Source organism: Ruegeria sp. CDSA089 (genome assembly GCF_059612205.1).
In genome coordinates this window covers 152,631-178,660 of record NZ_JBXWQD010000007.1, presented here as the reverse complement: position 1 = coordinate 178,660, position 26,030 = coordinate 152,631, and the positions used below count along the sequence as shown (strand labels likewise).

The window sequence follows — 26,030 nt, the reverse complement described above, 5'->3', positions numbered from 1 at the left end:
TGTGTAGACTTTAATATTTTATACGTATACTTAAAAAGCAACAAGAAAGGGAGCCCAAAAGAATCCTCATGGCAAAAAAATCGGTTCTTCTAAGTGCGCATATGGCAACCATGGTCGCGGGCGCGGCGCCGTATGGCCTGTGTCAGAACGCAGCAATTGCTGTCGACGGGGGGCGGATCGTCTGGGTGGGTGCTCGGGCGGATATGCCCTCGGATTATGCGGATTGGCCGATTCAGGATTTTGGCGACCGGCTGATCACGCCAGCCCTGATTGATGCGCACACGCATGTGGTGTTCGGTGGCAACCGCGCCGCCGAGTTCGAGATGCGCCTGAACGGGGCCAGCTATGAGGAGATCGCCCGCGCCGGAGGAGGGATTCTGTCCACCGTGACCGCCACGCGTTCAGCCAGCCAAGAGGCGCTGCTGGCAGATGCCCTGACGCGCGTGGATGCACTGCTGGCCGAGGGGGTCAGTTGTATCGAGGTCAAGTCCGGCTATGGCTTGGATGTCGCGACCGAGCTTAAGATGCTAAGCGTTGCACGGCGGATCGGGCAGGCCCGGCCCGTGCGGGTCAAGACCAGCTTTCTGGGCGCACATGCCGCGCCGCCGGATTACCGCGCTGATCCCGACGCCTACTTGACTGAGGTTTGCATTCCCGCCCTGCGCAAGGCCCATGCCGAAGGTCTGGTCGACGCGGTGGACGGGTTCTGTGAGGGCATTGCTTTCAACCCGACCCAGATCGCCAGGGTGTTCGATGTGGCGCGGGAACTTGGTTTGCCCGTCAAACTGCACGCCGAGCAACTCTCCAATCTGGGCGGCGCCAAATTGGCCGCAGCCTATGGGGCGCTGTCGGCGGATCATGTGGAATATCTGGATGGCGATGGCGTCTTGGCCATGGCGGAAGCGGGTACGGTTGCGGTTCTTCTGCCCGGCGCGTTCTATACCTTGCGGGAGACCCAGAAGCCTCCGGTCCAACTGCTGCGTGACCGAGATGTTCCGATTGCGCTGGCGACGGATTGCAATCCGGGCTCGTCACCTTTGGCCTCGCTTTTGCTGACTATGAACATGGCCTGCACCCTGTTCCGCTTGACACCGGAAGAGGCGTTGGCCGGTGTAACCCGAAACGCTGCGCGCGCTTTGGGGCTGGCGGATACCGGGCAAATTGCGCCGGACCTGCGGGCTGATCTTGCGGTCTGGGATGTTTCTCATCCGGCGGAACTGGCTTATCGCATTGGCTTCAACCCCTTGCACGCGCGCCTGTTCGGAGGATCGGAATGACCGAGCTGACCCTGACCCCCGGCGCGGTCACTCTGACCGATTTGGCGCACGTGTATTGGCAGGATGCCACCGTGACGTTGGACCCCGCATGCAAGCCTGCGGTCGAGGCCGCAGCCCACCGCGTGCAGGCCGCCGCGCAAGGCGCAGACCCTGTCTATGGCGTCAATACCGGCTTCGGCAAACTGGCCAGCCACAAAATCGTGGCGCAGGATACGTCTACCTTGCAACGCAACCTGATCCTCAGCCATTGCTGCGGGGTTGGCCCCGCAATCTCGCGCCGCGTGACCCGGTTGATGATGACGCTCAAGCTGTTGTCCTTTGGCCGTGGGGCCTCGGGCGTGCGGTGGGACTTGATCGAGCTGCTCCAGCAAATGCTGGCACGTGGTGTGACACCTGTCATCCCGGCGCAGGGATCGGTCGGGGCATCGGGCGATCTGGCCCCTTTGGCCCATATGACCGCCGTGCTGATCGGTGCAGGTGAGGCCGAAGTGGACGGGACGGTCCTGCCGGGGCTTGATGCGCTCAAAAAAGTCGGGTTAGAGCCGATTCAACTCGGTCCGAAAGAGGGGCTGGCATTTATTAATGGGACCCAGTTCTCGACAGCATTTGCGCTGACAGGGCTGTTTCAGGCCTGGTGTGCAGCGCAAAACGCTTTGGTGGTGTCTGCCCTGTCGACCGACGCGATCATGGGTTCGACCGCGCCGTTGCGCCCCGAAATCCACACTTTGCGTGGCCATCGCGGCCAGACTGAGGCGGCCAGCGCCATGCGTGCGGTTCTGGACGGGTCGGAAATTCGCGAAAGTCACCGTGATGGCGATACGCGGGTTCAGGACCCTTATTGCATCCGTTGCCAGCCGCAAGTCACGGGCGCGGCCATGGATGTGATGCGCCAAGCGGCGGCCACGCTTGAAGTCGAAGCCAACGCCGCCACCGACAACCCGCTGGTTCTGGAGGACGCGATTGTCTCGGGCGGGAATTTTCACGCCGAGCCCGTGGGCTTTGCCGCCGACATGATTGCATTAGCCCTGTCCGAGATCGGAGCCATCGCGCAACGACGCATCGCCCTGATGGTGGACCCGGCGCTGAGCTTTGATCTACCGCCCTTCCTGACGCCCAAACCGGGGCTGAACTCGGGCCTGATGATCGCCGAAGTGACAACGGCGGCGCTGATGAGCGAGAACAAGCATCTGGCCAACCCTTGCGTGACGGATAGCACGCCGACCTCGGCCAATCAGGAGGATCACGTCTCGATGGCGGCCCATGGCGCGCGACGGCTGACGCGGATGGTCGAAAACCTGAATTATATTCTTGGGGTCGAGATGCTGTGTGCAGCCCAAGGCGTGGAATTCCGCGCCCCCCTGACAACAAGCGCCCCGTTGCAGCAGGCCGTAGCCCGGCTGCGATCCGATATCCCGGCGCTGTCCGAGGATCGCTATCTGGCGCCAGAGCTTGAACAGGCGAAGGTGCTGATTGCCGATGGGTGCGTGTTGGATGCGGTCAAACTGCCCATGCCGGAGTTGTTCTGATGCAGGTGGTCTCTGTCCGGTCCGGTGACAGCCCGATTGTGCTGGGTCAGCCTCATGGTGGAACCCATGTGCCCGATGACATCGCAGCGCGGTTAAACGACATTGGCCGGGGGATTGCGGACACAGATTGGCACATAAACAGACTCTATGACGGGGCATTTACCGATGCGACGGTGGTGCAGTCCCATATCCATCGCTATGTCATCGACGCAAATCGCGACCCGGGCGGTGTTTCGCTCTATCCCGGTCAGAACACGACGACGCTGGTTCCGCTGACCGATTTCGACGGCCAACCGATCTGGGCCGATGGGCAAGAGCCCTCAGCGGATGAAATCGAATCCCGGCGTCACGCCTATCATGCGCCGTATCACGCCGCGCTGCTGCAAGAACTGCACCGCGTACGCGAGCGTCATGGGGTGGCGATCCTGTTCGATTGCCACTCTATCCGGTCCCGAATTCCGTTTCTGTTCGAAGGGGAATTACCCGTTTTCAACACCGGCACGAATGACGGTCAAAGTTGCGCACGCGTCATCGAACAGGCCGTGCAAGGGGTGGCTGAGGGTGCCGAAAGGATGCCCGCGGTGCTGAACGGACGCTTTCGCGGTGGTTGGACAACCCGCCACTATGGGCAACCAGATCAGAATATCCACGCGATCCAGATGGAGTTGGCGCAGCGCTCTTACATGGACGAAGCGCCGCCATGGACGTGGCGCGCGGACCGGGCTGTGGCCTTGCGGCCTTATCTCACCGACATGCTCACCCGCCTCAATGACCTCGCCCGATCGGGAGCACTGACCAATCAAGGAGCCCAGACATGAGCGATCCACGCAAAAACACACGTGATATCTATCCGCCCACTGGTCCCGAGCTGAACGCCAAAAGCTGGGTGACCGAGGCGCCTTTACGGATGCTGATGAACAACCTGCATCCGGACGTGGCCGAGAACCCGCATGAGCTGGTGGTTTATGGCGGGATCGGGCGCGCCGCACGTACATGGCAGGATTTCGACACTATTGTTGAGGGTTTGAAGGATCTGGAAGAGGATGAGACTCTGATTGTCCAGTCCGGCAAGCCCGTGGCCATCATCCGCACCCACAAGGATGCACCGCGCGTTCTGATCGCCAATTCAAACATCGTGCCACATTGGGCCAACTGGGATCACTTCAACGAACTCGATAAGAAGGGCCTGATGATGTACGGCCAGATGACGGCCGGCTCGTGGATCTATATCGGCACGCAGGGCATCGTTCAGGGAACCTATGAGACCTTTGCCGAGGCCGGGCGTCAGCACTATGGCGGCGACCTGACCGGCAAGTGGATTCTGACCGGCGGCTTGGGTGGTATGGGCGGCGCGCAGCCTCTGGCGGCCGTCTTTGCCGGGGCCTGCTGTCTGGCGGTGGAATGCAACCCCGACAGCATCGACTTCCGCCTTCGCACCAAATACCTGGATGAAAAGGCCGAGACGCTGGACGAAGCGCTTGAGATGATCGACCGCTGGACCAAAGCTGGTGAGGCGAAATCCGTCGGTCTGCTGGGCAATGCCGCCGAGGTTTTCCCCGAGATCTACCGTCGCATGGCCGAGGGGGGCATGCGCCCCGATATCGTCACCGATCAGACCAGCGCCCATGACCCGATCAATGGATACCTACCTATCGGCTGGTCCATGGCACAGTGGAGGGAAAAGCGCGAAACAGAGCCTAAGTCAGTGGAAAAAGCCGCACGTGCGTCTATGAAACAGCATGTCGCGGCCATGGTTGATTTCTGGAATGCAGGCGTGCCGACACTGGATTACGGCAACAACATCCGGCAGGTCGCGCAGGATGAAGGGCTGGAGAACGCCTTTGCCTTCCCCGGTTTTGTACCTGCTTACATACGCCCGCTGTTCTGCAAAGGGATCGGCCCGTTCCGCTGGTGCGCCCTATCCGGCGACCCCGAAGATATCTACAAAACCGACGCCAAGATGAAGGAACTGTTCCCAGAAAACGAGCACCTGCACCGCTGGCTCGATATGGCGCAGGACCGCATCGCATTTCAGGGTCTGCCCGCGCGCATCTGCTGGATCGGGCTTGGGGATCGGCATCGCGCTGGGCTCGCCTTCAATGAGATGGTGGCTAATGGTGAACTAAAGGCCCCCGTGGTGATCGGGCGGGATCACTTGGACAGCGGTTCTGTTGCCAGCCCGAACCGCGAGACCGAGGCGATGTTGGATGGCTCGGATGCCGTCAGCGACTGGCCTTTGCTGAATGCGTTGATCAATACGGCCAGCGGGGCGACATGGGTGTCGCTGCACCATGGAGGCGGCGTTGGCATGGGCTTCAGTCAGCACGCGGGTGTGGTGATCTGCGCTGACGGGACCGAGGACGCCGCGCGGCGGCTAGAGCGGGTGTTGTGGAACGATCCGGCCTCGGGCGTGTGGCGTCATGCGGATGCGGGGTATGAGGCAGCGAAGGATTGCGCCCGTGCGCATGGGCTGCGATTGCCGGGTATTCTGGGCTAGGGCGCATCTGTCCTCTGGCGAAAATGCTGCACCTGCGATATCCCGCAGGTGAGCTTTCCGGAGATTGAAGATGTACGTTGCCACCCTTTTGACTAACCCTGACAAAAATGCGCTGGAACAGACTCTGGTCGACTCCCTGCGTAACGCCTGGGGCGGTGGCGATGTGCAGTGGTTGAGCCCGGATGAAGCCGCAGAGTTTTCGCTGTCGGGCTTGCCGGATAATCAGTGGGACGTTTGGGCTGATTTGCAGAACATGGGCGTCGATCTGGTGGTTCAACCCGCCAACGGTCGCCGCAAAAAGATGCTGCTGGCCGATATGGACAGCACCATGATCCAGCAGGAATGCATCGACGAACTGGCCGATGAGGCCGGCGTAGGCGAGCGCGTCAAGGACATCACCGCGCGGGCCATGAACGGTGAGCTGGGCTTCGAGGGCGCTCTGACCGAGCGTGTCGGGTTGCTGAAAGGTTTGGATGAGGCCGTGATCGACAAGGTGCTAGCCGAGCGTATTACCCTGATGCCCGGCGGCAAGGAACTTGTTGGGACCATGCGGGCGAATGGCGGGTATTCCGCATTGGTCTCGGGCGGGTTCACGGCGTTTACAGCCAAGGTCGGGGCCGAGTTGGGCTTTGATGAGAACCGCGCCAACACGCTGCTGGCCGAGGGCGGTAAGCTGACCGGCGATGTCGGGCGCCCCATTCTGGGACGTCAGGCCAAGGTGGATGCTCTGGAGCAGATTACCGTGCGGTTGGGTCTGTCCGAATCGGATGTGATCGCCGTGGGCGATGGCGCGAATGATCTGGGTATGCTGGGACGGGCCGGAACCGGGGTGGCGCTGCACGCGAAACCTTCGGTCGCGGAACAGTGTGAGGTGCGGGTAAACCACGGAGATCTCACGGCTTTGTTGTTCCTGCAAGGCTATGCACGATCTGAGTTTGCGGCCCGTTAGCACGGCGCGGCTTTCTTTTATTTAACAAAAATGTTAAACAATGGTCATGAACACCCTTCTGACCACATTTTCCGCGTTGTCTGACGCAACGCGATTTTCCATCGTCGAGCAGCTTATGCAGGATGGAGAATTACCTGCCGGAGACCTGATCGAAGGACGCGGCATGTCCGGCGCCGCGATCTCGCGCCATTTGAAACTGCTGCGCGAGGCGGGGCTGATAAATCAGCGCGTGCAGGGCAGCCAGCGGATGTATTCGATCCGCCCCGAGGGGCTGCGCGCGATTGCGGAGTGGACCATCTCGAAACGTCAATTCTGGGAAAGCAGCCTGAACCGTCTGGGTGATGCAATCGAAAAGGAGACCTCATGGCCGATTTGAAACTGGAGCGCGCTTACCCGCTTGCACCGGACGATCTGTATGCGTGGATCAGCACCCCCGACAAGCTTCTGCAATGGTGGGGACCCGAAGGGATGCATGTGCCCGAGCACAACCTGGATTTCTCTCGCACGGGTCCGTGGTATTCGGTGATGCAAAATGGCGAAGGGCAGCGGTTTAAGGTTTCGGGTCATGTGACGCATGTCGATCCGCCCAAATCGGTTGGGTTCACATGGGGCTGGCATGACGATCAGGACCAGCGCGGAGCCGAAAGCCATGTGATGTTGGTGGTCGAGGCAGCAGAAGAGGGTGCAAAGTTGATCATCGACCACCGCGAGTTGGGCGATGACGAAATCGCAGCGAACCACACCAAAGGCTGGACGTCGACGCTGAACAAGCTGGCCGCACAGCTGGCCTAGTTTTTCATCACGAAGGCATAAGGGAGGAAATAAATGCCACAGTTTCTATTTGTCTATCACGGTGGTCATACCCCGACCGACCCCGCTGAAATCGAAGCGACCATGGCCGCCTGGGGCGCTTGGTTCGGCGGAATGGGCGAGGCACTGGACATCCCCGGAAACCCGGTTGGCCAGTCTTACACCGTCAGCAGCAGCGGTGTTGTTGACAATGGCGGCGCCAATCCGGCCTCGGGCTTTACAGTTGTCAAAGCCGAAAGCATGGATGCTGCGACCGAGATAGCCAAGGGTTGCCCGATGGTTATCAACGGGTCCGGCTCGGTCGAAGTGGCCGAGATTCACGAGATTGAGATGTAGCCTTTAGCTGGGGAACCCCGGCGCGGGTTTGATCACGCCGCATTCCAGCCCTCGACGGCTGTATTGCGTGGCGTTCAGAAATTCGCGGGTGGCCGGGTGGTCGGCCTCCAGCACGCCCAAGCTGACCAGAATCGCGGCAATGGCGCATTCGCTGGCGCGGGTGGTGCCGTCGGTGATCTTCAATGCCACGCCCATGCGTTTTTCGGGTAGGATTGCGATGAACACAGCCTCGGCACCGGTTTTGATGGCAACGCGACCACCCATGGCGCGCATCAGTTCGGTGCAGGCGCGAGTTTCACCGGCGACCAGCTCGGGGTGTTTCATCATTGCGGCCGTCAGCTGTTGCGCCGCGTCGCTGGCCCGGTCCGACCGATCCGCGGCGCTGGCAAACCACGCCATCGAACGCGCCAACCCGACCAGCGAGGTCGCAAAGTTCGGGGCCGAGCAGCCGTCGATGCCGTAGGCGGGACTGGTCTCGCCCGTTGTTTCCTCAAGCGCGGACAGGCAGGCCTGTTGTACGGGGTGGTCGATTTCCAGATATTCCGGTCCGGCGCCCATATGCTGAGCAACGGTCAGAAACCCGCAATGCTTGCCCGAACAGTTATTGTGAATCTGACATGGCGTGTCATCGGCTAAAATTAACCCGTCGCGCGCAGCCATGTCCTGTGGCTCTTGCGGGCCGCAGCGAAGATCGGGTTCCGCCAGACCCAGATGGTCCAACCAGGCCGAGACGCGATCCGTGTGGATATGTGCACCGCTGTGCGAGGCACAGGCCAGTGCAAGATGTTCCGAGGTCAGCCCGTACTTCGCCGCTGCACCCGAAGTGATCAGCGGCAGCCCCTGAATCATCTTGGCCGAGGATCGCGGATAGATCACAGCGTTCGGATTCCCCCAACTTTTAACGATCTGGCCGGTATCGTCGCAGATCACCGCATGCCCAAGATGTAGGCTTTCCAACAGCGGTCCGCGCCACAGTTCTGTCATTGGTACGGCTTGTGTCATTAGAACATTCCTTAACATGCGCAAAATTCTGCCAATCGCTCTTTCGCCTGTGGCGAAACCTGCGTTACAGTGTGTATGTCGGCAATCATCGGAAGACGCAACGTACAGACGGATCAGGCAGGGTCCGCACGCATTTCCGGTGGGTATGAGGTAATGGGTCGAGCTAGGAGGCTGGACGATGGGATCAAAGCTTGTCCGCGTGATCGCGGGCCTGTGCATAGCAGGATTGGCAACAACGGCAACTGCACAACAGGCGACGAGCACGAACAGGGTTGCAGCCAAAACGGACTGGAGCGTCTTCGTCGAGGATGACCCGACTGAATGCTGGAGCGTTTCCGCCCCCAAGGAAACCGTGAACACCCGCGGTGGGCGGGTCGTGTCGGTACGGCGCAGCGACATTCTGCTGTTCGTGTTCTACCGCCCCAACGCCGAGGTCAAAGGGCAGGTGACGTTCACGGGCGGCTATCCATTTGCACCGGGATCGACTGTCAATCTTGATATCGACGGCACCAAGTTCGAGCTGATCACCGAAGGTGAATGGGCGTGGCCCGCAACCGAAGGTGAAGACCTGAAGGTGGTCGCAGCCATGAAGCGCGGGACCGAGGCCGTCCTGACGGCGCGCTCGGAGCGTGGGACGCAGACCAAGGACACGTTCTCGCTGCTGGGGTTCACCGCTGCGATTGAAGACGCCGAGACGCGCTGCACCAACTAGACTGGGCATTTGCCTGATCGCTGCCCCGCCAGTCTGGCGGGGTTTTTGCGTTGTGGCAGGGCATTGTGCAGCGTTCTGGAGGCGGCATTCGTATTCGAAATTTGATTCCAGTCAAAGAAATGAATGCAAATATCTGCATGTATAAGGCTCTGAACTAGGAAAGGAGCCCGACATGCAAACGAAATCACTCACCGCTCTCTTGATGATGGTCGCCCTTATCCTGAGTGCTTGCGAGAAAGAGGCCGACACATATCCGGTCACGGGCGAGCAATGCGGGCCGGATGATCCAGTTCAAACGCTGGACGCAACGGATTGCAATATCGTGCCACCGGGCATTTGACGCATGCGGGTCCCATCGTGGCACGGCCATGTCGTCGTGTCTGGGGCTTCGACGCTTTGGGGTAAAACCGGGCCTGTGCTAGTATTGGGCAACCAATAGGGGGCTGCCCGATGCGCTTTGCATTTTTGATTTTGTTTCTGTCTTCCGCTGCCAGTGCTGATCCAACTCTAGAATGTCTGGATGCTGGTTCTCAGATAGAGATTGGCGCATGCGTGGGCGCGATGGAGGACCGCGTCGATCAGGCGATAGATGCAAGTTACAACATTGCCATGCAATCGGCCAAAGAACTGGATGATGTTACCGGACGTGTTGTGGCAGTGCCCGCGTTGGACAGCGCGCAGACCGCGTGGCTGGCTTACCGCGATGCCCAATGCGAGGCTGTTGGCGCGTCGTTCGGCGGTGGGTCAGGTACCGGCATTGGCATTACCGCCTGTCGGGTAGAGTTGGGCCGGGCACGTGTGGACGAATTGCTGCGCTACGCGAATTAAACGCGACGATTTCTTTTGATCTTTGCGCTAGGTCCTATATAGAGGCGCATCCCAAGCCAGAATCTGCCGAGATAGCCCCATGTCGCCCAAAGCGCCGATCACTCAAGACGTCCTGACCCTCCCTCGCAAACTGCCCGAGGGAAAGGTTAACCTTGTCGGTCTGACTCGCGACCAATTGCGCACGACGCTGGTCGCACATGGCACGCCCGAGAAACAGGCCAAGATGCGCACCGGGCAGATCTGGCAGTGGATCTATCAATGGGGTGTTCGCGATTTTGCGCAGATGACGAACCTCGCCAAAGCCTATCGGGCCCAACTGGCCGAGAGCTTTGTGATCGAAATTCCCGAGGTCGTAACACGGCAGGTGTCCGAGGATGGCACCCGAAAATACCTGTGCCGCATCGCCGGCGGGCACGAGGTTGAGGTAGTCTATATCCCCGAGGACGATCGCGGCACGCTGTGTATTTCCTCGCAAGTGGGCTGCACGCTGACCTGTTCTTTCTGCCATACAGGCACACAGAAACTGGTGCGCAATCTGACTGCGGCCGAGATCGTGGGTCAGGTGATGATGGCTCGCGATGATCTGGACGAATGGCCCACCCCCGGTGCGCCCAAAGACGAAACACGCCTGCTGTCGAACATCGTTTTGATGGGCATGGGCGAGCCGCTTTACAATTTCGACAACGTGCGCGACGCGATGAAGATCGCCATGGACCCAGAGGGAATTTCCCTGTCCCGCCGTCGGATTACGCTTTCGACCAGCGGTGTGGTGCCCGAGATTGCCCGCACGGCGGAAGAAATCGGCTGCCTGCTGGCGATCTCGTTCCACGCCACTACGGATGAGACCCGCGACGTGCTGGTGCCGATCAACAAGCGCTGGAATATCGAAGAGCTGCTACACGCACTGGCCAGCTATCCCAAGGCGTCTAATTCGGAGCGGATCACGTTCGAATACGTGATGCTGGATGGCGTCAATGACAGCGACGCCGACGCGCATAGGTTGATTGACCATATCAAGCGCCACAACATCCCGGCCAAGATCAACCTGATCCCGTTCAACGAATGGCCAGGCGCGCCTTATAAGCGCAGCTCGAACAACCGGATCCGGGCGTTTGCGAATATCATCTATCAGGCGGGTTATGCCTCCCCCATCCGCAAAACGCGGGGCGAGGACATCATGGCAGCCTGTGGTCAGTTGAAATCCGCAACCGAGCGTGCGCGCAAGTCGCGCAAGCAAATTGCAGCCGAAGCGGGCCTCGACGGATAGTAAGCATAAAATTTGATCGCCCCGTAAACAGATTTAATGCGTCTGCGTCTGTCTATTGCATGCGTTTTTTGGTATGTTTGCCAGGTCAAAACTTGGGTACTGCGCTCACATCCATGCACAATGGGGTGAGAGTCGAGTGCCCCGTGATGGCGAGAAGACCCATGGCCGCTATCTAATAGCCACTCACAAGACGTGCGGCGTTTCTGTGAACCGAATTGAACAGATAGGCCATATGAATGTTTGTGCAATTGATACGACAAAACCGCAAAATTCTGTTGGGGTTAGGATTGGCAGGCTTGGTGGCGACCGGAGTCGCGGCCCAGTCGAATGGTGAAAACGCGCATCTTGCGATCGAAAACCCGGCGGATCTAACCAAGGAAGAGGCGCTGAGTATCTATGCCTCATTACAGCGCCGGATGGCGCGGGGGTACGCCGCCGCGCAGATGGATGAGCTGCGAAATTATCAGAACTGGCCTTTGTTCAACGATGCGCCCTATATCTCGGAAACACATGGCAGGCGGTTCGTAAACAGCTATGCCAACCGGATGGCGCACAATTACGGCACGCTGCAACCGGGTGAAAAGTTGCCTTTGGGGTCGGTGTTGGCCAAGGACAGCATGACTGTCACGGATGAGGGCAACACCCATCCCGGCGCCTTGTTCGTGATGGAGAAACTGGCCGAAGGCGCCAGCCCGGATACGGCAGATTGGCGCTATATCATGGTGATGCCGGACGGGTCGGTCTTTGGCGACACGATGGGCGACCGCGCCAGCGCCGTGTCTTATTGCCACGATTGTCACGAGGCCGTGGCGGATAGGGACTATACATTCTACGTGCCCGAAGAATATCTGGTGCAGAACTGAGCTTTCCTATCGCCCGAACCGGGCGGTGCCGATCACGTCGATCAGGCTTTGCCTGACGGGTTCGGGCTGCGATTCGACGGCGTTCAGCACCTCGCGCAGTTCGGCGCGCAACCCGTGCATCTGGTCGATCAGCGAGATCATCATCGATAGTGCATCTGCTTCCATCTCGTACTGGTCGTGTAACTCGCAGGCCAGCTCTAGTCGGGCCACGTCAAGGCTATGATAGACCAGCCCTTGTTCGGTGCTTTCAGGGATCACGATTTCGGCGGCCAGATACTCGGTCAACCGGGCTGAGGTCAGGCGAGTCACGGTTGCGATCACTTCGGATTCGGTCAGGGTGCGGGTCATGACGGCATTCCTTTGCGAGGATCATAGCGGTGTGTGTCACGCCACGTTTCCATGAAAGCCTTTAGGTCATCGTCGATCTGGTCCGGCATGGCGACGGTCAATTCGATCAGTTGGTCGCCCCGGTCGGAAGAACCGCGTTTTTTCACCCCTTTGCCCCGCAGCCGCAGGGTTTTGCCGCTGCTGGTACCCGGCGGCACGCTGACATTGACGCCGCCGTCAATAGTTGGCGCGGGGACTTTGCCGCCCAGAATGGCCTCATCAATGGTGATGGGCAGGGTGATGTGGATGTCATCACCCTGACGTTCAAACACCGGATGAGGTGCGACTGTCACGGTGACCAGAGCATCACCTGCAGGCCCGTCGCCAAACCCGGGATCCCCCTTGCCGCGAAGTCGGATGGTTTGGCCGTCTGTAATGCCTGCCGGGATCTTAACCTCGATCCGGTCGCCGTCAGGCAATGTCAGTTTCTGGCTGGCGCCAAACACAGCGTCCAGAAAGCTGATCTGCAGGCTGTAGCTGCGGTTATGCCCCGGCGCATGGAACCCCTGACTGCGTTGACCATAGTTGGCGCGCCCGCGCATGAATTCGGCGAAGATGTCCGACATATCGTCCGGGTCTGCCGCGCGCCCGCGATAGGGGTTTCCGGCAGCCTCGGCATAGTCACGATAGTATTGTTGTTGCGGACGCTCCTGGCCCGAGGCGTCAATCTCACCCCGATCGTATTGCGCCCGTTTCTCGGGGTCTTTCAGCAGATCATAAGCGGCCGCTGCGGCTTTGAATTTTGCCTCGGCCTCGGCGTCGCCGGGTTTCAGATCGGGGTGACAGTCCTTGGCGATACGCCGATAGGCTTTCTTGATCTCGGCGTCGCTGGCATCCTTGGCAACACCTAAAACGGTATAGGGATCGTCGCTCATCTCACCTCTCGTCGGTGGGGGTCTGACCTTGATACTTGGGTTTTATCATGCGATTTCAAAGACCCAAAAGGAAGAGGCTTTTGAAACACCTCGCTAAATCGCTTAATCCTGCTAATATCTGCATGTTTTGAATTGATTGCTGACGGAGACTTTAATGACGCGCAGACTAAAGTCCATTCTGGCCCTGCTGGCCGGGAATGCCATCGGGTTGCTACTGGCTGCGATCCTACTACCAGAATTTGCGATCCGACCGATCTCGTTCATCGTGGTGGTGATCGTTTTCACGCTTATTCAATGGGTCGCCGAGCCACTTCTCCTGAAACTGGGCGCAAAGCGCGCGCCTGCGATCAAGGGTGGCATCGCGTTGATCGTGACCTTTGTCGGCTTGTTGCTAACCGATCTGATCACAAACGGCCTGACTGTAGGAGGGATTTCCAACCTGCTGGCCGCAACCTTGCTGGTCTGGCTGGGGGCGTTGATCGCCAGCATCGTGCTGCCAATCTACGTGTTCACTGAACTGCGCGAGCCCAAGAAGTAATCACAGCGCGTTAAGGCTGTCGTTGATCGCCTGACACAACTCCTCGACCGGTTCACACCCGACCGAAAGGCGGATGAAGGCTGGGTCAACATCGTCGCCCCAGCGCGCCCGGCGTTCGGCTGAACTGTGGACGCCTCCGAAGGATGTGGCAGGACGAAGCATCGGGCAGGCGTTGATGAAGGTTTCGGCCTTGTCTTCGCTGTCCAGCGTGATCGAAAGCAGAAACCCGAACCGCGTTGTCTGCGCTTTGGCCAGCGCGTGCGCGGGGTCAGAGGGCAGGCCGGGATAGCGGATGGCTTTCACCGCAGGGTGATCCGCTAGCCGCTCGGCCAGTACCTGCGCCGAGGCGCACATCCGGTCGAACCGCACATCCAGCGTTTCCAATCCGCGATGCAGCAGCCATGCCTCATGCGGGCCGGGGATCGCGCCCGAGACTTTGCGCCATTCCTCAACCCTCTCCATGATCTGCGGATTGCGGCTGGAGACATGGCCCATCAGCAGATCGGAATGCCCACCCATCGCCTTGGTGTCCGACGCAACAACCACATCCACACCCAGATCCAGCGGGCGCTGGCCCAGCGGGGTCATGGTGGTGTTGTCAGCAATCGTGATCCCTCCGGCCGCGCGGACGGATTGTGTAATCGCGGGCAGGTCCATCATGTCCAGACCAGGGTTCGATGGGCTTTCGACAAAGACCACATCGAATCCCTCAAACCCGCCCTCAGTGAAACCGGTCGTGGGGCGTTCGGTGACGGACACACCCAGACCCGACAGGAACCGATCCGCCAACACGCGGGTGACGTAGTAGCCGTCAGAGGGGATCAGGATACGCGACCCGGCCTTGATGGTGGCAAACAAAGCGGCCGAGATCGCCCCCATGCCCGAGGGGAACACGAGGCAAGGCGCGTCCTCCAGATGGGCCAGAACATGTTCCAGATGCACCCATGTGGGGTTGTCGACGCGGCCATAGGTTGCCAAACCGTCCGGCGCGCCGGGCAGATGGTACATGCTGCTTTGCGTGAGAGGAAGCGCCACAGGGTCGCCTGCATTCAGGGCATTGCCGCGCAGGTGCAGCATCTCTCCGGGTTTGGGGGCCATCTCTCAGCGCCCCGGAATGTCGTCGCGGGGCGGGGCAGGTTCCCAGTTCTCGATGATCTCGACCGCCTCTTGCGCGGTGTCTACAAAACGGAACAGGTCCAGATCTTCTTCTGAGATGGTGCCCGCATCCGCCAGTGCCTCCCAGTTGATGACCTTTTCCCAGAACTCGCGGCCAAACAGCAGGAAGGGCACGCGGTCCATCCGGCCGGTCTGGATCAAAGTCAGGGATTCAAACAGCTCATCCATGGTGCCAAAGCCGCCGGGGAAGATGGTGATGGCCCGGGCGCGCATCAGGAAATGCATCTTTCGGATGGCGAAATAGTGGAAGTTAAAGCTGAGCTCCGGCGTGACATACAGGTTCGGGGCCTGTTCGTGGGGCAGTACGATGTTCAGCCCAATGGAACAGCCGCCCGCGTCTTGCGCGCCGCGATTGCCAGCCTCCATCACGCCGGGGCCACCGCCGGTGACAATCACGTTCTCGCGGCAGCCGGTCTGGTTGGACTTCTCGGTCATCAGCCGGGCAAATTCGCGCGCTTCGTCATAGTATTCCGACAAATCAGCCAGTGTTTTCGTGCGCGCATTGTGTTTCTGCGACGGTTCTGGGATGCGCGCACCGCCGAACATGACGATGGTCGAGGTGATCTGACGTTCGCTCATGATCATCTCCGGCTTCAGCAGTTCCAGCTGCAGGCGCACCGGGCGCAGCTCATCGCGGCACAGAAACTCGTCATCGGCAAAGGCAAGGCGATAGGCGGGCGACCGCGTCTGCGGCGTATCCGGCACCTCGCTCGCGGTCGAGCGGTCGGTCTGCGCGTCGCGGAACGGGCTGTGGCGGTCTTCTCTCATAGGTGATCGATCCCTGCTTGCGTGTTTCCAAAACAGCTATAGGGTTCGCGATCAGAGCGCCAGTCACGGAAGAACAAGAATGAATTGGAAGAACGAAATTTCAGCAGCCGCAGACCGGATCGCCGGGTACGCACAGGTTACACCCGTGATGGAAAGCCGCGTTCCGGGCTACCCGATTGAGTTGAAGCTGGAGCACATGCAGCACACTGGCAGCTTCAAAGCGCGTGGGGCGTTTAATACGTTGCTCAGCATGGATGTCCCAGAGGCCGGTGTCGTGGCCGCATCGGGTGGCAATCACGGGGCAGCAGCGGCCTATGCGGCGCAGACGCTGGGCTATCCGGCCAAGATTTTCGTACCTGAACTGGCGGGTCCGTCCAAAATCGCATTGATCGAACAAACGGGAGCGGACCTGAGTGTTGTGTCCGGCGAATATGCGAACGCGCTTACGGCGGCGCAAGATCATGAGGCGCAGACCGGCGCGATGCAGATCCACGCCTATGACGCGCCGGGCACCGTCGCCGGGCAAGGCACGTGTTTCGCCGAATGGGAGGCTCAGGGTCTGCAAGCCGACACAGTTTTGGTCGCCGTTGGTGGCGGAGGGCTGATTGCTGGGGCGCTGGCGTGGTTGCAGGATGCGCGCAAGGTCGTGGCGGTCGAGCCCGAGACCTCATGCGCTTTGAATGCCGCGTTGCAGGCCGGGGAGCCGGTCGATGTCTCAGTCTCGGGCATTGCTGCCAATGCGCTGGGCGCGCGGCGGATCGGATCGATTTGTTTTGGTCTGGCGCAGGGCATGACCTCGGTCTTGGTCAGCGATGCGGCCATTGCCGATGCGCAAAAGCGGCTTTGGCAAGCGCATCGGATTCTGGTCGAACCGGCAGGTGCTGCGGCTTTGGCGGCGTTGATCTCTGGCGCGTATAAGCCCGCGCCGGGGGAAAAAGTGGCCGTGCTGGTGTGCGGGGGCAATATTTCACCCGACCCGCTGATGGGCTGAGAATGCGGCTTGTGATCTTTGGGGTCGGATTTTATCTATAATCCATGAGCGCGACCATTGCCGACACCATCTACGACAGCTTGAGCCAGCAGATCATAACCGGCGCACTGACCGCCGGGGAAAAGCTGCGTCAGGATCATATCGCACGCGCCTTTGACACCAGTCATGTGCCGGTGCGCGAGGCCTTGCTGCGGTTGCAGGCCCATGGGCTGGCCAAAAGCGAACCCCGTCGTGGAATGCGCGTAACAGCGCTGGACCCGGTTGAGATGCGCGAAGTGATCGAGATGCGCGTCGCGCTGGAGCCTCTGGCGCTGCAATATGCAGTGCAGAACCTGACGCCCGTTGCTTTGGCACGCGCAGAAGAGGCGCGTCTCGCCTGTGATGCGGCCGAAACCATGCCGGAATGGGAAGCCAGAAATCGCGCCTTTCATCGCGCCATTCTGACGCCCTGCGGGTTGCCGCGTTTGCTGCGTACAATCGACGATCTGCACATCGCAAGCGCACGGTATCTGTTCGCGCATTGGCGGCCGAAATGGGAGCAGCGGGTCGACAGCGACCACGCCGCGCTGATGCAGGCGATGCAGAAGAAAGACACCGCCGGAGCGGTTGCCATTCTGGTGCGCCATATCCGGCGGGCAAGCTAGACGGCGCGCAAAACACCGCAGTGTCGATGTCCTGACGTAAACGCGCCCGCCTTCGTCGCATTGCGTCATTGTTTTCGGCTGCGTATAGGCAACACCAACGTGAACAGATTCGTCAGGGAGCCCCGAAATGTCCAACGCGCAACTGGAAGCCGCCATCGAAGCCGCATGGGAGGCACGCGATACCATCACCCCCGCCACCACCGGCGAAACACGCGAGGCCATCGAAGACACGCTGAACGCGCTGGACAGCGGCGCGCTGCGTGTTGCTGAAAAGCTGGACAGTGGCGACTGGCACGTGAACCAGTGGGCCAAGAAAGCGGTCTTGCTGGGCTTCCGCATCAAGGACATGGAAATCCAGACCGGTGGTCCGCAGGCCGGTGGCTGGTGGGACAAGGTGGACAGCAAGTTCGCCGGTTGGGGTGAGAACCAGTGGAAAGCCGCAGGCTTCCGCGCCGTGCCCAACTGTGTGGTCCGCAAATCGGCCTATATCGCGCCCGGCGCGGTTCTGATGCCTTCGTTCGTGAACCTTGGCGCTTACGTTGACGAAGGCACCATGGTCGACACATGGGCCACGGTCGGATCCTGCGCGCAGATCGGCAAGAACGTCCACCTGTCGGGCGGCGTCGGCATTGGCGGCGTGTTGGAGCCGATGCAGGCCGGCCCGACCATCATCGAAGACAACTGCTTTATCGGAGCCCGGTCGGAAGTGGTCGAGGGCTGCATCGTCCGCGAAGGCTCGGTTCTGGGCATGGGCGTGTTCATCGGCAAATCAACCAAGATCGTCGACCGCGAAACCGGTGAGGTCACCTACGGCGAAGTGCCGCCCTATTCGGTGGTCGTTGCTGGCTCCATGCCGACCAAGAACAACATCAGCCTCTATTGCGCTGTGATCGTTAAGCGGGTGGACGAAAAGACCCGCTCGAAAACCGGGATCAATGAACTGCTGCGCGACTAAACCCCGCGCCAGTCGAATACAGGCCGCAGCCCCGCGCTGCGGCCTTTATTGTTAGCCCTTGACCGGATAGCGGTCGGCTTCCTCGAACACGTCGATCACCCGCGACCCGGCTTTAATCTTGCCGCCATGTTCCAAACCTGAAGGGATCGAGTAACTGTCGCCGGGTCGGTAGACGCGTGTCTCATCCCCGATGGTCAATTCGATCTCGCCTTCAATGACCGTGCCCCATTGCGCCTTGTGCGAATGCATGGGCAGTTCGAAGTCTTGCAAAAAGGTAAAAAATGCCACCAAACCGGCGTCCGAGCGGATCACGGCGGATTGTACCACGTCCTCGGGGAACGGGACGTCGAGGCTGGGAAAATCGGTAATGAAATCTGGATAAGTCATAGGGCCCCCTCTTGGCTGATGGCGTCACTATGGCCAGATGCCTGCCTTCATGCAATCGCTTGACCGGACAGGGGCGCGCGGCTATGGCCCCCAACATGGAAAAGCAAAAGAAACCCTCCCGTCAGCAAGTTTACACCCTGCTTGTGCAGATCGGCCGCAAAGAAGGCGACGGCCTGCCCGAAGGCGCGACCGGGGCGGCGTTGATGTGCTTTGCCAGCGGTGTGGATGAGGCCGAGGCGGTGCGCGAAACCGTAGCGATCCTGAAACAAGCCGACACCGCGCCTTTGGACGTGACCGGCTATGGCACATTGGCCGAGCGCGAAGCGCAGGGCCATGACATCGACCCGGATGAGCGCGCCCTGATGCAACGTGCGCTGGACGAGAACGCGGTCATTGTTGCTCAGATGACGCCGTTTTTCGGGGATGAAGACGCGGTCTAGTTCCGCGCGCCGAACCACTTTCGGTAAATCTCGTCATAGGTGCCGTCTTCGCGCAGGGCCAGCAGTGCCTGATTGACGTCTTCCACCAAGGGCGAGCCGGTCGGGAAAACGATCCCGTAGTTTTCGCGCAGGAAAATACCGCCGGTCATCGAAGCGAACCTGCGACCCTGATGCGTGGCATAGTAGGACAGGATCGGGGCATCGAACACGACGGCGTCCAGATCCTCGGCTTCGAACGCGGCCAGTAAGGGATCAAGACTGTCATAGCCTGCAAACTCGATCTCGCGCCGGTTCAGGAAACTGGCAGCGGTCGAGCCCGAGATCGTGCCGACCTGCTTGCCATAAAGGTCATTGACCGAATTCACGTTGCCGCTGATCGCATCCACCGTCATGACCGAGGTGATGCGCGCGGTGAACACCGAAACGATGAACAGGGACGACACCACCAGCACCACGCCCAGCAGGCGGCCAAAGGGGGTGCGCGGCATCCGTTCCTCGAACCCGCCATTCACGACTAGATTAAGCGCCCACCAGAAGGACGGAAACCATGCCTCATCTAGCTTGCGGTCGAAATAGGGCTGCGAGCGGCGCTCGAACACCCACATCAGCATCCCTCCGCCCAGCAGGATGGCAAAGGCCAGCCCGATGGCGATGAACAGCTCGACCGACAGCAAGGCTTGCAGCAGAGACGGGCGTCGCACCGCGTCCGAGGGAACCATGATCTGCAAACCGGCCTCGAAAATCGGTTGGCTGAAATCCATCTGCGTTTCACGCGCGGCGGTGATCGAGATATTGGCGATGGCCAGATCAGACGCGCCGTCTTGCACCGCAACCAGCATGTCGCCGAAGCCGTCCACGCGGTCGATCTCGTAGTCCCAGTTCAGGGCCTCGGCCAAAGCAGCCAGCAGGTCCATCGAGAATCCCACATCCGCCCCATCCTCGACATATGAGAACGGAGGACGGGTCACGGTGGTGACCGACAATGTCTGCGCCTGGCTTTGCTGTGCGAGAACCGCGAAAGTCAGGCAGATCCATGTGACAAGAATGCGAGTCATCAAAATTACCTGTTTCGCGGCCCTGTAACGCGAATTTATCGGGTGGGACAAGGTGGTCGCTGGGTCACACCTGATGTTTTGTTGGGGTATCACCCCGAGAGTTCTGTCAAAAAACGAGGTGAAGTGGCCGACTCAGGGGTTGGCAATTGGGCCAATTCGTTGAATCTGTGCGCGAACCTGCGTGTGAGGAATGGGAAAGGGGCAAAGATGACAGACCCGGTAGAGTTGACGGCGGAGCTGATTCGTTGCCCATCGGTCACACCCGAGGAGGGCGGAGCGCTGGTTCTGCTGGAAAATCTGCTGTCCGGCGCAGGCTTTGACTGTACCCGCGTAGATCGCGGTGGGGTCAGCAACCTATTCGCCCGTTGGGGCGACAAGGCGCATCCGCGTAGTTTTGGTTTTAACGGCCATACCGATGTTGTTCCCGTCGGCGATGAGGCAGCATGGACCACGCCGCCCTTCGGGGCGCAGGTGAAAGACGGTGTGATGTATGGGCGTGGCACTACGGATATGAAGTCCGGCGTGGCGGCCTTCGCTGCTGCCGCGGTTGATTTCGTGCGCGACACACCCCCCGATGGGGCCGTGATCCTGACCATTACAGGCGATGAAGAGGGCGACGCGCTGGACGGCACGACCGCCCTGCTGGACTATATGAACAGCGCCGGGGAAAAGATGTCGGTTTGTCTGGTTGGTGAGCCGACCTGCCCGAACACAATGGGCGAGATGATGAAGATCGGGCGGCGTGGCTCGATGAATATCTGGTTCACCGTGACCGGGGTTCAGGGCCACGCGGCCTATCCGCACCGCGCCAAGAACCCGATGCCCGCAATGGCGCGGCTGATGGACCGGTTGGCCAGCCACGAGCTGGACCAGGGTACAGACCATTTCGACGCCTCAACACTGGCCGTGGTAACGATCGACACGGGCAACCCGGCAACCAACGTGATCCCTGCACAATGTACCGGGGCGGTTAATATCCGGTTCAACGATCTGCATTCCGGGGCCAGCCTCAGCGATTGGTTGCGGGCCGAGGCCGCTGCCGTGGCCGATGAGTTCGGGGTTGAGATCGACCTGCGCATCAAGATCTCGGGCGAGAGCTTTTTGACCCCGCCGGGGCCCCTGTCCGCACTGGTCGCCAAAGCGGTTGAGGCGGAAACCGGTGTGGTGCCCGAGATGTCGACCACGGGCGGCACCTCGGACGCGCGATTTGTGAAAAATCACTGCCCGGTGGTGGAATTCGGGCTGGTGGGCCGCACGATGCATCAGGTGGACGAATGCGTCGAGGTAGCCCAGATCGAACAGCTCAAGGCGATTTATACGCGCATCCTGCGGGACTATTTCGCCTGAGATGCAGCGCACCCTTGTGATCATGGTCAAAGAGCCGCGACCGGGTCGGGTGAAAACCCGGCTGGGTCGGGATATCGGCATGGTTGGTGCAGCGTGGTGGTTTCGCCATCAGACCCGAAACCTGATCCGGCGGCTGCGCGACCCGCGCTGGCAGATCGTGCTCGCGGTTTCGCCCGACCGCGAAGGGCTGACCAGCCGCATCTGGCCCACCGACCTGCCGCGCGCAGCGCAAGGGCGGGGAGATCTGGGTGACCGGATGGGGCGAATGTTGCGCGGGATGCCAAAAGGACCCGTCTGTCTGATCGGGGCGGATATTCCGGGCATCACGCGTAGCCATATTGCCCGCGCGTTCACAGCGCTTGGCGGAGCGCAGATGGTGTTCGGCCCTGCGCCCGATGGCGGGTATTGGCTGGTGGGCGCGCAAAGATACGGTGCGCTGCCCGACGGTCTATTTAGCAATGTGCGCTGGTCCACAGAACATGCGCTGGCGGATACGCTGGCATCGATCCCCGGCGCGCGGGTGTCGCTGCTGGACCCGTTGCGAGATGTGGACACGGTGGCGGATCTGAAACCCTGAACCGTTTTTGGTCATGACGCCGTCGCACGCCCGTGTTACGCCAAATATATGAGTCGCATACCCACCAAGCAGGAGGTCCTTGACTGGATCTCGGCGAACCCCACCCTGACCTCGAAACGCGATATCGCCAAAGCCTTTGGGATCAAGGGCGCGGCGCGGATCGACCTGAAACGCATCCTGCGCGAGCTTGAGGCTGAGGGCCATCTGGAAAAGCGCAAGCGCAACTATGGCGACCCTGATCGTCTGCCACCGGTCAGTGTGTTGCAGGTCAAGGCTCCGAACGCCGATGGCGACCTGTTCGCGCGCCCTTTGGAGTGGCATGGCGAAGGGGTCGAACCCATCGTGATGCTGATCACCCGCGCCAGTGACCCGGCGCTGGGCGAGGGCGACCGGATTCTGGCCCGCCTGACCGTGGTGCATGAGGAAGACCACAATTACGAGGCCCGCCTGATCCGCCGCATTGGCACCAACCCGCGCAAGATCGTCGGTATCTTTCGCAAAGGGGCCGAAGGCGGGCGGATCGTGCCCATCGACAAAGCGGGCCAGAATGAATGGCTGGTCCCAGATGGTGCGGTGCATGGCGCCAAGGATGGTGAGTTGGTCGAGGCCGAACAGGCCGGGCCCAAGAACCGCATGGGCCTGCCCCGCGCCCGCATCGTTGAACGGTTGGGCGACCCCACCGCGCCCAAGGCGGTCTCGCTGATTGCAATCCACCAGCACGGTATCCCTGACGACTTCCCGGACAAGGTGATCGCCGAGGCTGACAAGGCCAAACCCGTCGGTCTGAAGGGCCGCGAAGACCTGCGGGATATGCCGCTGCTGACCATCGACCCCTCAGATGCGCGGGATCACGACGACGCGTGCTATGCGCATGCGGACGATGATCCGAAGAACCCCGGCGGTCATGTGATCTGGGTCGCCATCGCCGATGTCGCCGCCTATGTGCAGCCTGGAACCGCACTGGATCGCGAGGCACGCAAGCGCGGCAATTCCAGCTATTTCCCCGACCGCGTTGTGCCGATGCTGCCGGACCGCCTGTCGGGCGACCTGTGCTCGCTGCACGAAGGCGTCCCGCGCGCCTGTATCGCCGTGCGGATGCAGATCGACGCCGAGGGCAACAAGATCGGCCACCGTTTCGTGCGCGGGCTGATGCGCTCGGCCGCATCACTGCACTATGCCGAGGTGCAGGAGGCCATCGACGGTACTCCCAACGACCGCACTGGGCCGCTGTTGGAGACGGTGCTGAAACCGCTCTATGCCGCTTATGCCGCGCTGAAATCCGCGCGTGCGGTGCGACAGCCATTGGAGCTGGACCTGCCCGAACGCAAGATCGTCCTCAGCGACACCGGCGAAGTGACCAGCGTGGCGTTTCGCGACCGGCTGGATGCGCATAAGCTGATCGAGGAGTTCATGATCCTCGCCAACGTGGCCGCTGCTGAAACGCTGATTGCCAAACGCCGCCCGCTGCTGTTCCGCGTCCACGAAGAACCCGCGCCCGAGAAACTGGAGAGCCTGCGGGAAACGGCTCAGGCTGCCGGTTTGAACCTTGCGAAAGGGCAGGTGCTGCAAACCCGTCACCTCAACGCGCTGCTGAACGCCGCTGCTGGAACCGAAGATGCGGAACTGATCAACCTGACGACCCTGCGGTCGATGGCACAGGCCTATTACAACCCCGAAAACTTCGGCCATTTCGGTCTGGCGCTGCGGAATTATGCACATTTCACCTCGCCCATCCGCCGCTATGCGGACCTGATCGTGCATCGCGCGCTGATCTCGGCCCATGGCTGGGACAAGGATGGGCTGACCGAAGATGAAATCGCGCGGCTGGACGAAACCGCCACCCATATCTCGGACACCGAGCGGCGTTCGATGATGGCCGAGCGTGACACAACCGACCGCTATCTGGCCGCCTATCTGAGCGAGCGGGTGGGTAACGAGTTCACCGGCCGTATCAGTGGTATTGCGCGGTTCGGGGCCTTTGTGAAAATGGACGAAACCGGCGCTGATGGGTTGGTGCCCGTGCGATCCTTGGGGCGTGAGTTTTTTCATTTCGACCGCGAGGCCGGGACGCTGATGGGATCAGACACCGGGCTGATTATCGCCATCGGCCAACGCGTCACCGTGCGCCTGACTGAGGCGACGCCGGTTACGGGCGGGCTGGAGCTGGAGCTGCTGTCCATCGACGATCAGACCCTGCCGCGTGGGCGGGGTCCGGTGAAACGCGGCGCGCGGCGAAAGGCGCTCAGCAACAAGCGAAAGAAAGAAAAGATCAAGCGCAAGGTCGAACGCAAGCGCCGGCAGAAGTAGGCGCCCTGGCCGGGCCTCAGGTCACGAACCGGTGCCGTCAGCATGCGTTCGCTGGGCAAAACACGGCGCATCGGTCTTTTGCGCGCTTTGTGAATTTCCCGTTTTGCGCTATTCTTGGCCTTGAGCAGTAATCAGGACATTCGACATGCGTAAAAGCATCAGCGGCGCCGTGACCGTCGCGCTATGGGCGTCCCTTTTGCAGGTATCGCCGGGTCACGCAGAAGACGGGTCAGGGGCTTTTCAGGTGGCCTCGGCGGATGTGACGGTTTCGCTGCGTCCGGCCTTGCGGCCATCGGCACAGGAGTATCGGGTGGCAACCGAAGGAAACGCACGCTTTCAGGCATGGTTGGGCGCCTTTCGCAAACGGGCGCTGGAACAGGGGATTTCGGCGGGTACTTTGGACCGGTCACTGACCGGGCTGACCTATGACAAGGACGTCATCAAACGGGACCGCAATCAGGCCGAGTTCTCAAAACCGATCTGGGACTATCTGGATTCCGCTGTGTCGAGCAAACGCATCGCTGGTGGGCGTGCCGGGTTGGATGACTACAGTCAAACCCTGAACAAGATCGAAAAGAAATATGGCGTCGAAAAAGAGGTTGTGACCGCGATCTGGGGGCTTGAGACCTCGTATGGATCATTCAAAGGCGGGGATCAGACGATCCGCTCGCTGGCGACATTGGCCTTTGACGCCCGCCGCGCGCAGTTTTTCGAGGCGCAGCTGGTTGCGGCTTTGCAGATTGTCGAGGCCGGGGATGTAGCGCCGTCCAATATGGTTGGAAGTTGGGCGGGTGCGATGGGGCATACGCAGTTCATGCCGACCTCGTATCTGGAACATGCGGTGGATTTCGACCGCGATGGTCGCAGGGATATCTGGGCCGATGATCCAACGGATGCACTAGCCTCGGCCGCGTCTTATCTGGCGCGCCATGGGTGGAAAAAGGGTCAGCCCTGGGGGGTCGAAGTGCGGTTGCCTGAAGGGTTCGACTATAGCCAGGCGCGGCGGGATTATACTCTGAAACCATCGCAATGGGCGCGGCAGGGGGTGGTGACACCGCAAGGCCGTGCTGTTCCCAACCATGGTAAGGCCGCGATCCTGCTGCCTGCTGGCGGGCAAGGGGTTGCGTTGATGGTCTTCGACAATTTCCGGGTGATCGAGAAGTACAACAGCGCGGATGCCTATGTGATCGGGGTAGGGCACCTGTCAGACCGTTTGGCGGGTGGCGCGCCGTTTCAAGGCGCGTGGCCACGTGGCGACCGGGTGCTAAGCTTTACCGAGAAGAAAGAGCTTCAGACCCGCTTGACTGAAGCCGGGTTTGATACGCAGGGCGTGGATGGACGCACGGGCCCAAATACGGCCAATGCTGTGCGAGAATATCAGCTCGCGCAGGGGTTGGTGCCGGATGGCTACCCGTCCCTGCGGTTGCTTGAGCGGTTGAGGTAAAGGGGGCGCTGCCCCCGCCGCGGCAGGCCGCGACTCCCTCGAGATATTTTTGGCCAGATGAAGCTGCGCGGA

General features: G+C 60.6%; 29 protein-coding genes. 22 read left to right on the top strand and 7 right to left on the bottom strand.

What is annotated here, in order from left to right; translation table 11 throughout:
• Positions 1–68 precede the first annotated feature (68 nt).
• The 8 genes from hutI (at position 69) to AC2FJ6_RS17080 (ending at position 7,395) form a co-directional block, all read left to right on the top strand.
• Positions 69–1,277 carry an imidazolonepropionase gene (gene hutI / locus AC2FJ6_RS17115; RefSeq protein ID WP_170774941.1) on the top strand — a complete coding sequence of 403 codons (1,209 nt, stop codon included), beginning with the start codon at positions 69–71 and terminating at the stop codon, positions 1,275–1,277.
• A complete protein-coding gene (hutH, locus tag AC2FJ6_RS17110) occupies positions 1,274–2,803 on the top strand; it encodes a histidine ammonia-lyase (protein WP_496669570.1) in 1,530 nt (509 codons plus the stop codon). Before hutI ends, hutH begins: the two co-directional genes overlap by 4 nt.
• On the top strand, positions 2,803–3,621 hold the full coding sequence (hutG, locus tag AC2FJ6_RS17105; protein WP_496669568.1) for an N-formylglutamate deformylase: 819 nt from the start codon (positions 2,803–2,805) through the stop codon (positions 3,619–3,621). Before hutH ends, hutG begins: the two co-directional genes overlap by 1 nt.
• On the top strand, positions 3,618–5,300 hold the full coding sequence (gene hutU, locus AC2FJ6_RS17100) for a urocanate hydratase (RefSeq protein ID WP_170774935.1): 1,683 nt from the start codon (positions 3,618–3,620) through the stop codon (positions 5,298–5,300). Before hutG ends, hutU begins: the two co-directional genes overlap by 4 nt.
• Before the next feature lie 70 nt (positions 5,301–5,370).
• Positions 5,371–6,249, top strand: coding sequence for a phosphoserine phosphatase SerB (gene serB, locus AC2FJ6_RS17095; protein ID WP_170774933.1), 879 nt, complete (start codon positions 5,371–5,373; stop codon positions 6,247–6,249).
• 46 nt (positions 6,250–6,295) lie between these two features.
• On the top strand, positions 6,296–6,625 hold the full coding sequence (locus AC2FJ6_RS17090) for an ArsR/SmtB family transcription factor (protein WP_170774931.1): 330 nt from the start codon (positions 6,296–6,298) through the stop codon (positions 6,623–6,625).
• Positions 6,613–7,041 carry an SRPBCC family protein gene (locus AC2FJ6_RS17085; RefSeq protein ID WP_170774929.1) on the top strand — a complete coding sequence of 143 codons (429 nt, stop codon included), beginning with the start codon at positions 6,613–6,615 and terminating at the stop codon, positions 7,039–7,041. Before AC2FJ6_RS17090 ends, AC2FJ6_RS17085 begins: the two co-directional genes overlap by 13 nt.
• 33 nt (positions 7,042–7,074) lie before the next feature.
• A complete protein-coding gene (locus AC2FJ6_RS17080; RefSeq protein WP_170774927.1) occupies positions 7,075–7,395 on the top strand; it encodes a YciI family protein in 321 nt (106 codons plus the stop codon).
• Between the two features lie 3 nt (positions 7,396–7,398).
• Here the strand turns inward: AC2FJ6_RS17080 and AC2FJ6_RS17075 are convergent, their stop codons facing one another.
• Positions 7,399–8,397 carry an asparaginase gene (locus tag AC2FJ6_RS17075; protein WP_170783121.1) on the bottom strand — a complete coding sequence of 333 codons (999 nt, stop codon included), beginning with the start codon at positions 8,395–8,397 and terminating at the stop codon, positions 7,399–7,401.
• A gap of 178 nt (positions 8,398–8,575) precedes the next feature.
• On the opposite strand from AC2FJ6_RS17075, the gene AC2FJ6_RS17070 reads away from it, so the two are divergent.
• The 5 genes from AC2FJ6_RS17070 to AC2FJ6_RS17050 all read left to right on the top strand — a co-directional run bounded on the left by AC2FJ6_RS17070 (position 8,576) and on the right by AC2FJ6_RS17050 (position 12,067).
• Entirely contained in the window at positions 8,576–9,109 is a 534-nt protein-coding gene (locus AC2FJ6_RS17070) for an invasion associated locus B family protein (protein WP_170774923.1), read from the top strand.
• A gap of 172 nt (positions 9,110–9,281) precedes the next feature.
• Positions 9,282–9,449 (top strand): hypothetical protein, encoded by a 168-nt coding sequence (locus AC2FJ6_RS17065; RefSeq protein WP_170774922.1) that lies wholly within the window; start codon positions 9,282–9,284, stop codon positions 9,447–9,449.
• A gap of 110 nt (positions 9,450–9,559) precedes the next feature.
• Positions 9,560–9,937: a lysozyme inhibitor LprI family protein gene (locus tag AC2FJ6_RS17060; RefSeq protein ID WP_170774920.1), complete on the top strand. Its 378-nt coding sequence runs from the start codon at positions 9,560–9,562 to the stop codon at positions 9,935–9,937.
• A 79-nt stretch (positions 9,938–10,016) separates the two neighbouring features.
• Positions 10,017–11,204, top strand: a complete 1,188-nt coding sequence (gene rlmN / locus AC2FJ6_RS17055; protein WP_170774918.1) for a dual-specificity RNA methyltransferase RlmN — start codon at positions 10,017–10,019, stop codon at positions 11,202–11,204.
• Between the two features lie 236 nt (positions 11,205–11,440).
• Entirely contained in the window at positions 11,441–12,067 is a 627-nt protein-coding gene (locus tag AC2FJ6_RS17050) for a cytochrome P460 family protein (RefSeq protein WP_170774916.1), read from the top strand.
• 6 nt (positions 12,068–12,073) lie between these two features.
• Here AC2FJ6_RS17050 and AC2FJ6_RS17045 read toward each other — a convergent pair whose 3' ends face one another.
• Together AC2FJ6_RS17045 and AC2FJ6_RS17040 are read right to left on the bottom strand one after the other, a co-directional pair.
• The gene (locus tag AC2FJ6_RS17045) at positions 12,074–12,415 is read right to left on the bottom strand and encodes a hypothetical protein (protein WP_170774914.1); all 342 of its coding nucleotides are present in this window, start codon (positions 12,413–12,415) and stop codon (positions 12,074–12,076) included.
• A complete protein-coding gene (locus AC2FJ6_RS17040) occupies positions 12,412–13,329 on the bottom strand; it encodes a DnaJ C-terminal domain-containing protein (protein ID WP_170774911.1) in 918 nt (305 codons plus the stop codon). Before AC2FJ6_RS17040 ends, AC2FJ6_RS17045 begins: the two co-directional genes overlap by 4 nt.
• Before the next feature lie 154 nt (positions 13,330–13,483).
• Here AC2FJ6_RS17040 and AC2FJ6_RS17035 point away from each other — a divergent pair, with 154 nt between their 5' ends.
• Complete coding sequence (locus AC2FJ6_RS17035; RefSeq protein WP_170774909.1) at positions 13,484–13,867, top strand: hypothetical protein; 384 nt, start codon at positions 13,484–13,486, stop codon at positions 13,865–13,867.
• Here AC2FJ6_RS17035 and AC2FJ6_RS17030 read toward each other — a convergent pair whose 3' ends face one another.
• Both AC2FJ6_RS17030 and AC2FJ6_RS17025 read right to left on the bottom strand, forming a co-directional pair.
• Positions 13,868–14,965 carry a cystathionine gamma-lyase gene (locus tag AC2FJ6_RS17030; RefSeq protein WP_170774907.1) on the bottom strand — a complete coding sequence of 366 codons (1,098 nt, stop codon included), beginning with the start codon at positions 14,963–14,965 and terminating at the stop codon, positions 13,868–13,870.
• A 3-nt stretch (positions 14,966–14,968) separates the two neighbouring features.
• Positions 14,969–15,811, bottom strand: coding sequence for an LOG family protein (locus AC2FJ6_RS17025; protein WP_480877302.1), 843 nt, complete (start codon positions 15,809–15,811; stop codon positions 14,969–14,971).
• A gap of 79 nt (positions 15,812–15,890) precedes the next feature.
• Here AC2FJ6_RS17025 and AC2FJ6_RS17020 point away from each other — a divergent pair, with 79 nt between their 5' ends.
• From AC2FJ6_RS17020 to dapD, 3 genes are all read left to right on the top strand, one after another.
• Entirely contained in the window at positions 15,891–16,802 is a 912-nt protein-coding gene (locus AC2FJ6_RS17020) for a threonine/serine dehydratase (RefSeq protein ID WP_170774903.1), read from the top strand.
• A gap of 44 nt (positions 16,803–16,846) precedes the next feature.
• The gene (locus AC2FJ6_RS17015) at positions 16,847–17,446 is read left to right on the top strand and encodes a GntR family transcriptional regulator (protein WP_170774901.1); all 600 of its coding nucleotides are present in this window, start codon (positions 16,847–16,849) and stop codon (positions 17,444–17,446) included.
• A gap of 127 nt (positions 17,447–17,573) precedes the next feature.
• Positions 17,574–18,401, top strand: a complete 828-nt coding sequence (dapD, locus tag AC2FJ6_RS17010; protein WP_170774899.1) for a 2,3,4,5-tetrahydropyridine-2,6-dicarboxylate N-succinyltransferase — start codon at positions 17,574–17,576, stop codon at positions 18,399–18,401.
• 51 nt (positions 18,402–18,452) lie between these two features.
• Here dapD and AC2FJ6_RS17005 read toward each other — a convergent pair whose 3' ends face one another.
• Positions 18,453–18,788, bottom strand: a complete 336-nt coding sequence (locus AC2FJ6_RS17005; protein ID WP_170774897.1) for a cupin domain-containing protein — start codon at positions 18,786–18,788, stop codon at positions 18,453–18,455.
• Between the two features lie 95 nt (positions 18,789–18,883).
• Between AC2FJ6_RS17005 and AC2FJ6_RS17000 the strand changes: the two genes are divergently transcribed.
• The gene (locus AC2FJ6_RS17000; protein ID WP_170775019.1) at positions 18,884–19,228 is read left to right on the top strand and encodes a DUF8846 family protein; all 345 of its coding nucleotides are present in this window, start codon (positions 18,884–18,886) and stop codon (positions 19,226–19,228) included.
• Here the strand turns inward: AC2FJ6_RS17000 and AC2FJ6_RS16995 are convergent.
• The gene (locus AC2FJ6_RS16995; protein WP_170774895.1) at positions 19,225–20,283 is read right to left on the bottom strand and encodes a transporter substrate-binding domain-containing protein; all 1,059 of its coding nucleotides are present in this window, start codon (positions 20,281–20,283) and stop codon (positions 19,225–19,227) included. The genes AC2FJ6_RS17000 and AC2FJ6_RS16995 overlap by 4 nt on opposite strands.
• Positions 20,284–20,490: 207 nt before the next feature.
• On the opposite strand from AC2FJ6_RS16995, the gene dapE reads away from it, so the two are divergent.
• The 4 genes from dapE to AC2FJ6_RS16975 all read left to right on the top strand — a co-directional run bounded on the left by dapE (position 20,491) and on the right by AC2FJ6_RS16975 (position 25,958).
• Positions 20,491–21,630 (top strand): succinyl-diaminopimelate desuccinylase, encoded by a 1,140-nt coding sequence (gene dapE, locus AC2FJ6_RS16990; RefSeq protein ID WP_170774893.1) that lies wholly within the window; start codon positions 20,491–20,493, stop codon positions 21,628–21,630.
• 1 nt (position 21,631) lies between these two features.
• A complete protein-coding gene (locus AC2FJ6_RS16985; RefSeq protein WP_170774891.1) occupies positions 21,632–22,207 on the top strand; it encodes a TIGR04282 family arsenosugar biosynthesis glycosyltransferase in 576 nt (191 codons plus the stop codon).
• A 48-nt stretch (positions 22,208–22,255) separates the two neighbouring features.
• Positions 22,256–24,514 carry a ribonuclease R gene (rnr, locus tag AC2FJ6_RS16980; protein ID WP_170774889.1) on the top strand — a complete coding sequence of 753 codons (2,259 nt, stop codon included), beginning with the start codon at positions 22,256–22,258 and terminating at the stop codon, positions 24,512–24,514.
• 145 nt (positions 24,515–24,659) lie between these two features.
• Positions 24,660–25,958: a lytic murein transglycosylase gene (locus AC2FJ6_RS16975; RefSeq protein ID WP_170774887.1), complete on the top strand. Its 1,299-nt coding sequence runs from the start codon at positions 24,660–24,662 to the stop codon at positions 25,956–25,958.
• Positions 25,959–26,030: the final 72 nt, after the last annotated feature.

Coding starts and splice junctions, on each gene's coding strand:
- AC2FJ6_RS17030 (WP_170774907.1), bottom strand. CDS start 14,965: ATGGCCCCCAAACCCGGAGAGATGCTGCACCTGCGCGGCAATGCCCTG.
- dapD (WP_170774899.1), top strand. CDS start 17,574: ATGTCCAACGCGCAACTGGAAGCCGCCATCGAAGCCGCATGGGAGGCA.
- AC2FJ6_RS16975 (WP_170774887.1), top strand. CDS start 24,660: ATGCGTAAAAGCATCAGCGGCGCCGTGACCGTCGCGCTATGGGCGTCC.
- rnr (WP_170774889.1), top strand. CDS start 22,256: ATGAGTCGCATACCCACCAAGCAGGAGGTCCTTGACTGGATCTCGGCG.
- AC2FJ6_RS17075 (WP_170783121.1), bottom strand. CDS start 8,397: ATGACACAAGCCGTACCAATGACAGAACTGTGGCGCGGACCGCTGTTG.
- hutI (WP_170774941.1), top strand. CDS start 69: ATGGCAAAAAAATCGGTTCTTCTAAGTGCGCATATGGCAACCATGGTC.
- AC2FJ6_RS17085 (WP_170774929.1), top strand. CDS start 6,613: ATGGCCGATTTGAAACTGGAGCGCGCTTACCCGCTTGCACCGGACGAT.
- AC2FJ6_RS17070 (WP_170774923.1), top strand. CDS start 8,576: ATGGGATCAAAGCTTGTCCGCGTGATCGCGGGCCTGTGCATAGCAGGA.
- AC2FJ6_RS16995 (WP_170774895.1), bottom strand. CDS start 20,283: ATGACTCGCATTCTTGTCACATGGATCTGCCTGACTTTCGCGGTTCTC.
- AC2FJ6_RS17090 (WP_170774931.1), top strand. CDS start 6,296: ATGAACACCCTTCTGACCACATTTTCCGCGTTGTCTGACGCAACGCGA.
- AC2FJ6_RS17000 (WP_170775019.1), top strand. CDS start 18,884: ATGGAAAAGCAAAAGAAACCCTCCCGTCAGCAAGTTTACACCCTGCTT.
- AC2FJ6_RS17035 (WP_170774909.1), top strand. CDS start 13,484: ATGACGCGCAGACTAAAGTCCATTCTGGCCCTGCTGGCCGGGAATGCC.
- AC2FJ6_RS17020 (WP_170774903.1), top strand. CDS start 15,891: ATGAATTGGAAGAACGAAATTTCAGCAGCCGCAGACCGGATCGCCGGG.
- AC2FJ6_RS17065 (WP_170774922.1), top strand. CDS start 9,282: ATGCAAACGAAATCACTCACCGCTCTCTTGATGATGGTCGCCCTTATC.
- AC2FJ6_RS17005 (WP_170774897.1), bottom strand. CDS start 18,788: ATGACTTATCCAGATTTCATTACCGATTTTCCCAGCCTCGACGTCCCG.
- hutU (WP_170774935.1), top strand. CDS start 3,618: ATGAGCGATCCACGCAAAAACACACGTGATATCTATCCGCCCACTGGT.
- hutG (WP_496669568.1), top strand. CDS start 2,803: ATGCAGGTGGTCTCTGTCCGGTCCGGTGACAGCCCGATTGTGCTGGGT.
- hutH (WP_496669570.1), top strand. CDS start 1,274: ATGACCGAGCTGACCCTGACCCCCGGCGCGGTCACTCTGACCGATTTG.
- dapE (WP_170774893.1), top strand. CDS start 20,491: ATGACAGACCCGGTAGAGTTGACGGCGGAGCTGATTCGTTGCCCATCG.
- AC2FJ6_RS17080 (WP_170774927.1), top strand. CDS start 7,075: ATGCCACAGTTTCTATTTGTCTATCACGGTGGTCATACCCCGACCGAC.
- serB (WP_170774933.1), top strand. CDS start 5,371: ATGTACGTTGCCACCCTTTTGACTAACCCTGACAAAAATGCGCTGGAA.
- rlmN (WP_170774918.1), top strand. CDS start 10,017: ATGTCGCCCAAAGCGCCGATCACTCAAGACGTCCTGACCCTCCCTCGC.
- AC2FJ6_RS17060 (WP_170774920.1), top strand. CDS start 9,560: ATGCGCTTTGCATTTTTGATTTTGTTTCTGTCTTCCGCTGCCAGTGCT.
- AC2FJ6_RS17045 (WP_170774914.1), bottom strand. CDS start 12,415: ATGACCCGCACCCTGACCGAATCCGAAGTGATCGCAACCGTGACTCGC.
- AC2FJ6_RS17025 (WP_480877302.1), bottom strand. CDS start 15,811: ATGAGAGAAGACCGCCACAGCCCGTTCCGCGACGCGCAGACCGACCGC.
- AC2FJ6_RS17015 (WP_170774901.1), top strand. CDS start 16,847: ATGAGCGCGACCATTGCCGACACCATCTACGACAGCTTGAGCCAGCAG.
- AC2FJ6_RS17040 (WP_170774911.1), bottom strand. CDS start 13,329: ATGAGCGACGATCCCTATACCGTTTTAGGTGTTGCCAAGGATGCCAGC.
- AC2FJ6_RS17050 (WP_170774916.1), top strand. CDS start 11,441: ATGTTTGTGCAATTGATACGACAAAACCGCAAAATTCTGTTGGGGTTA.
- AC2FJ6_RS16985 (WP_170774891.1), top strand. CDS start 21,632: ATGCAGCGCACCCTTGTGATCATGGTCAAAGAGCCGCGACCGGGTCGG.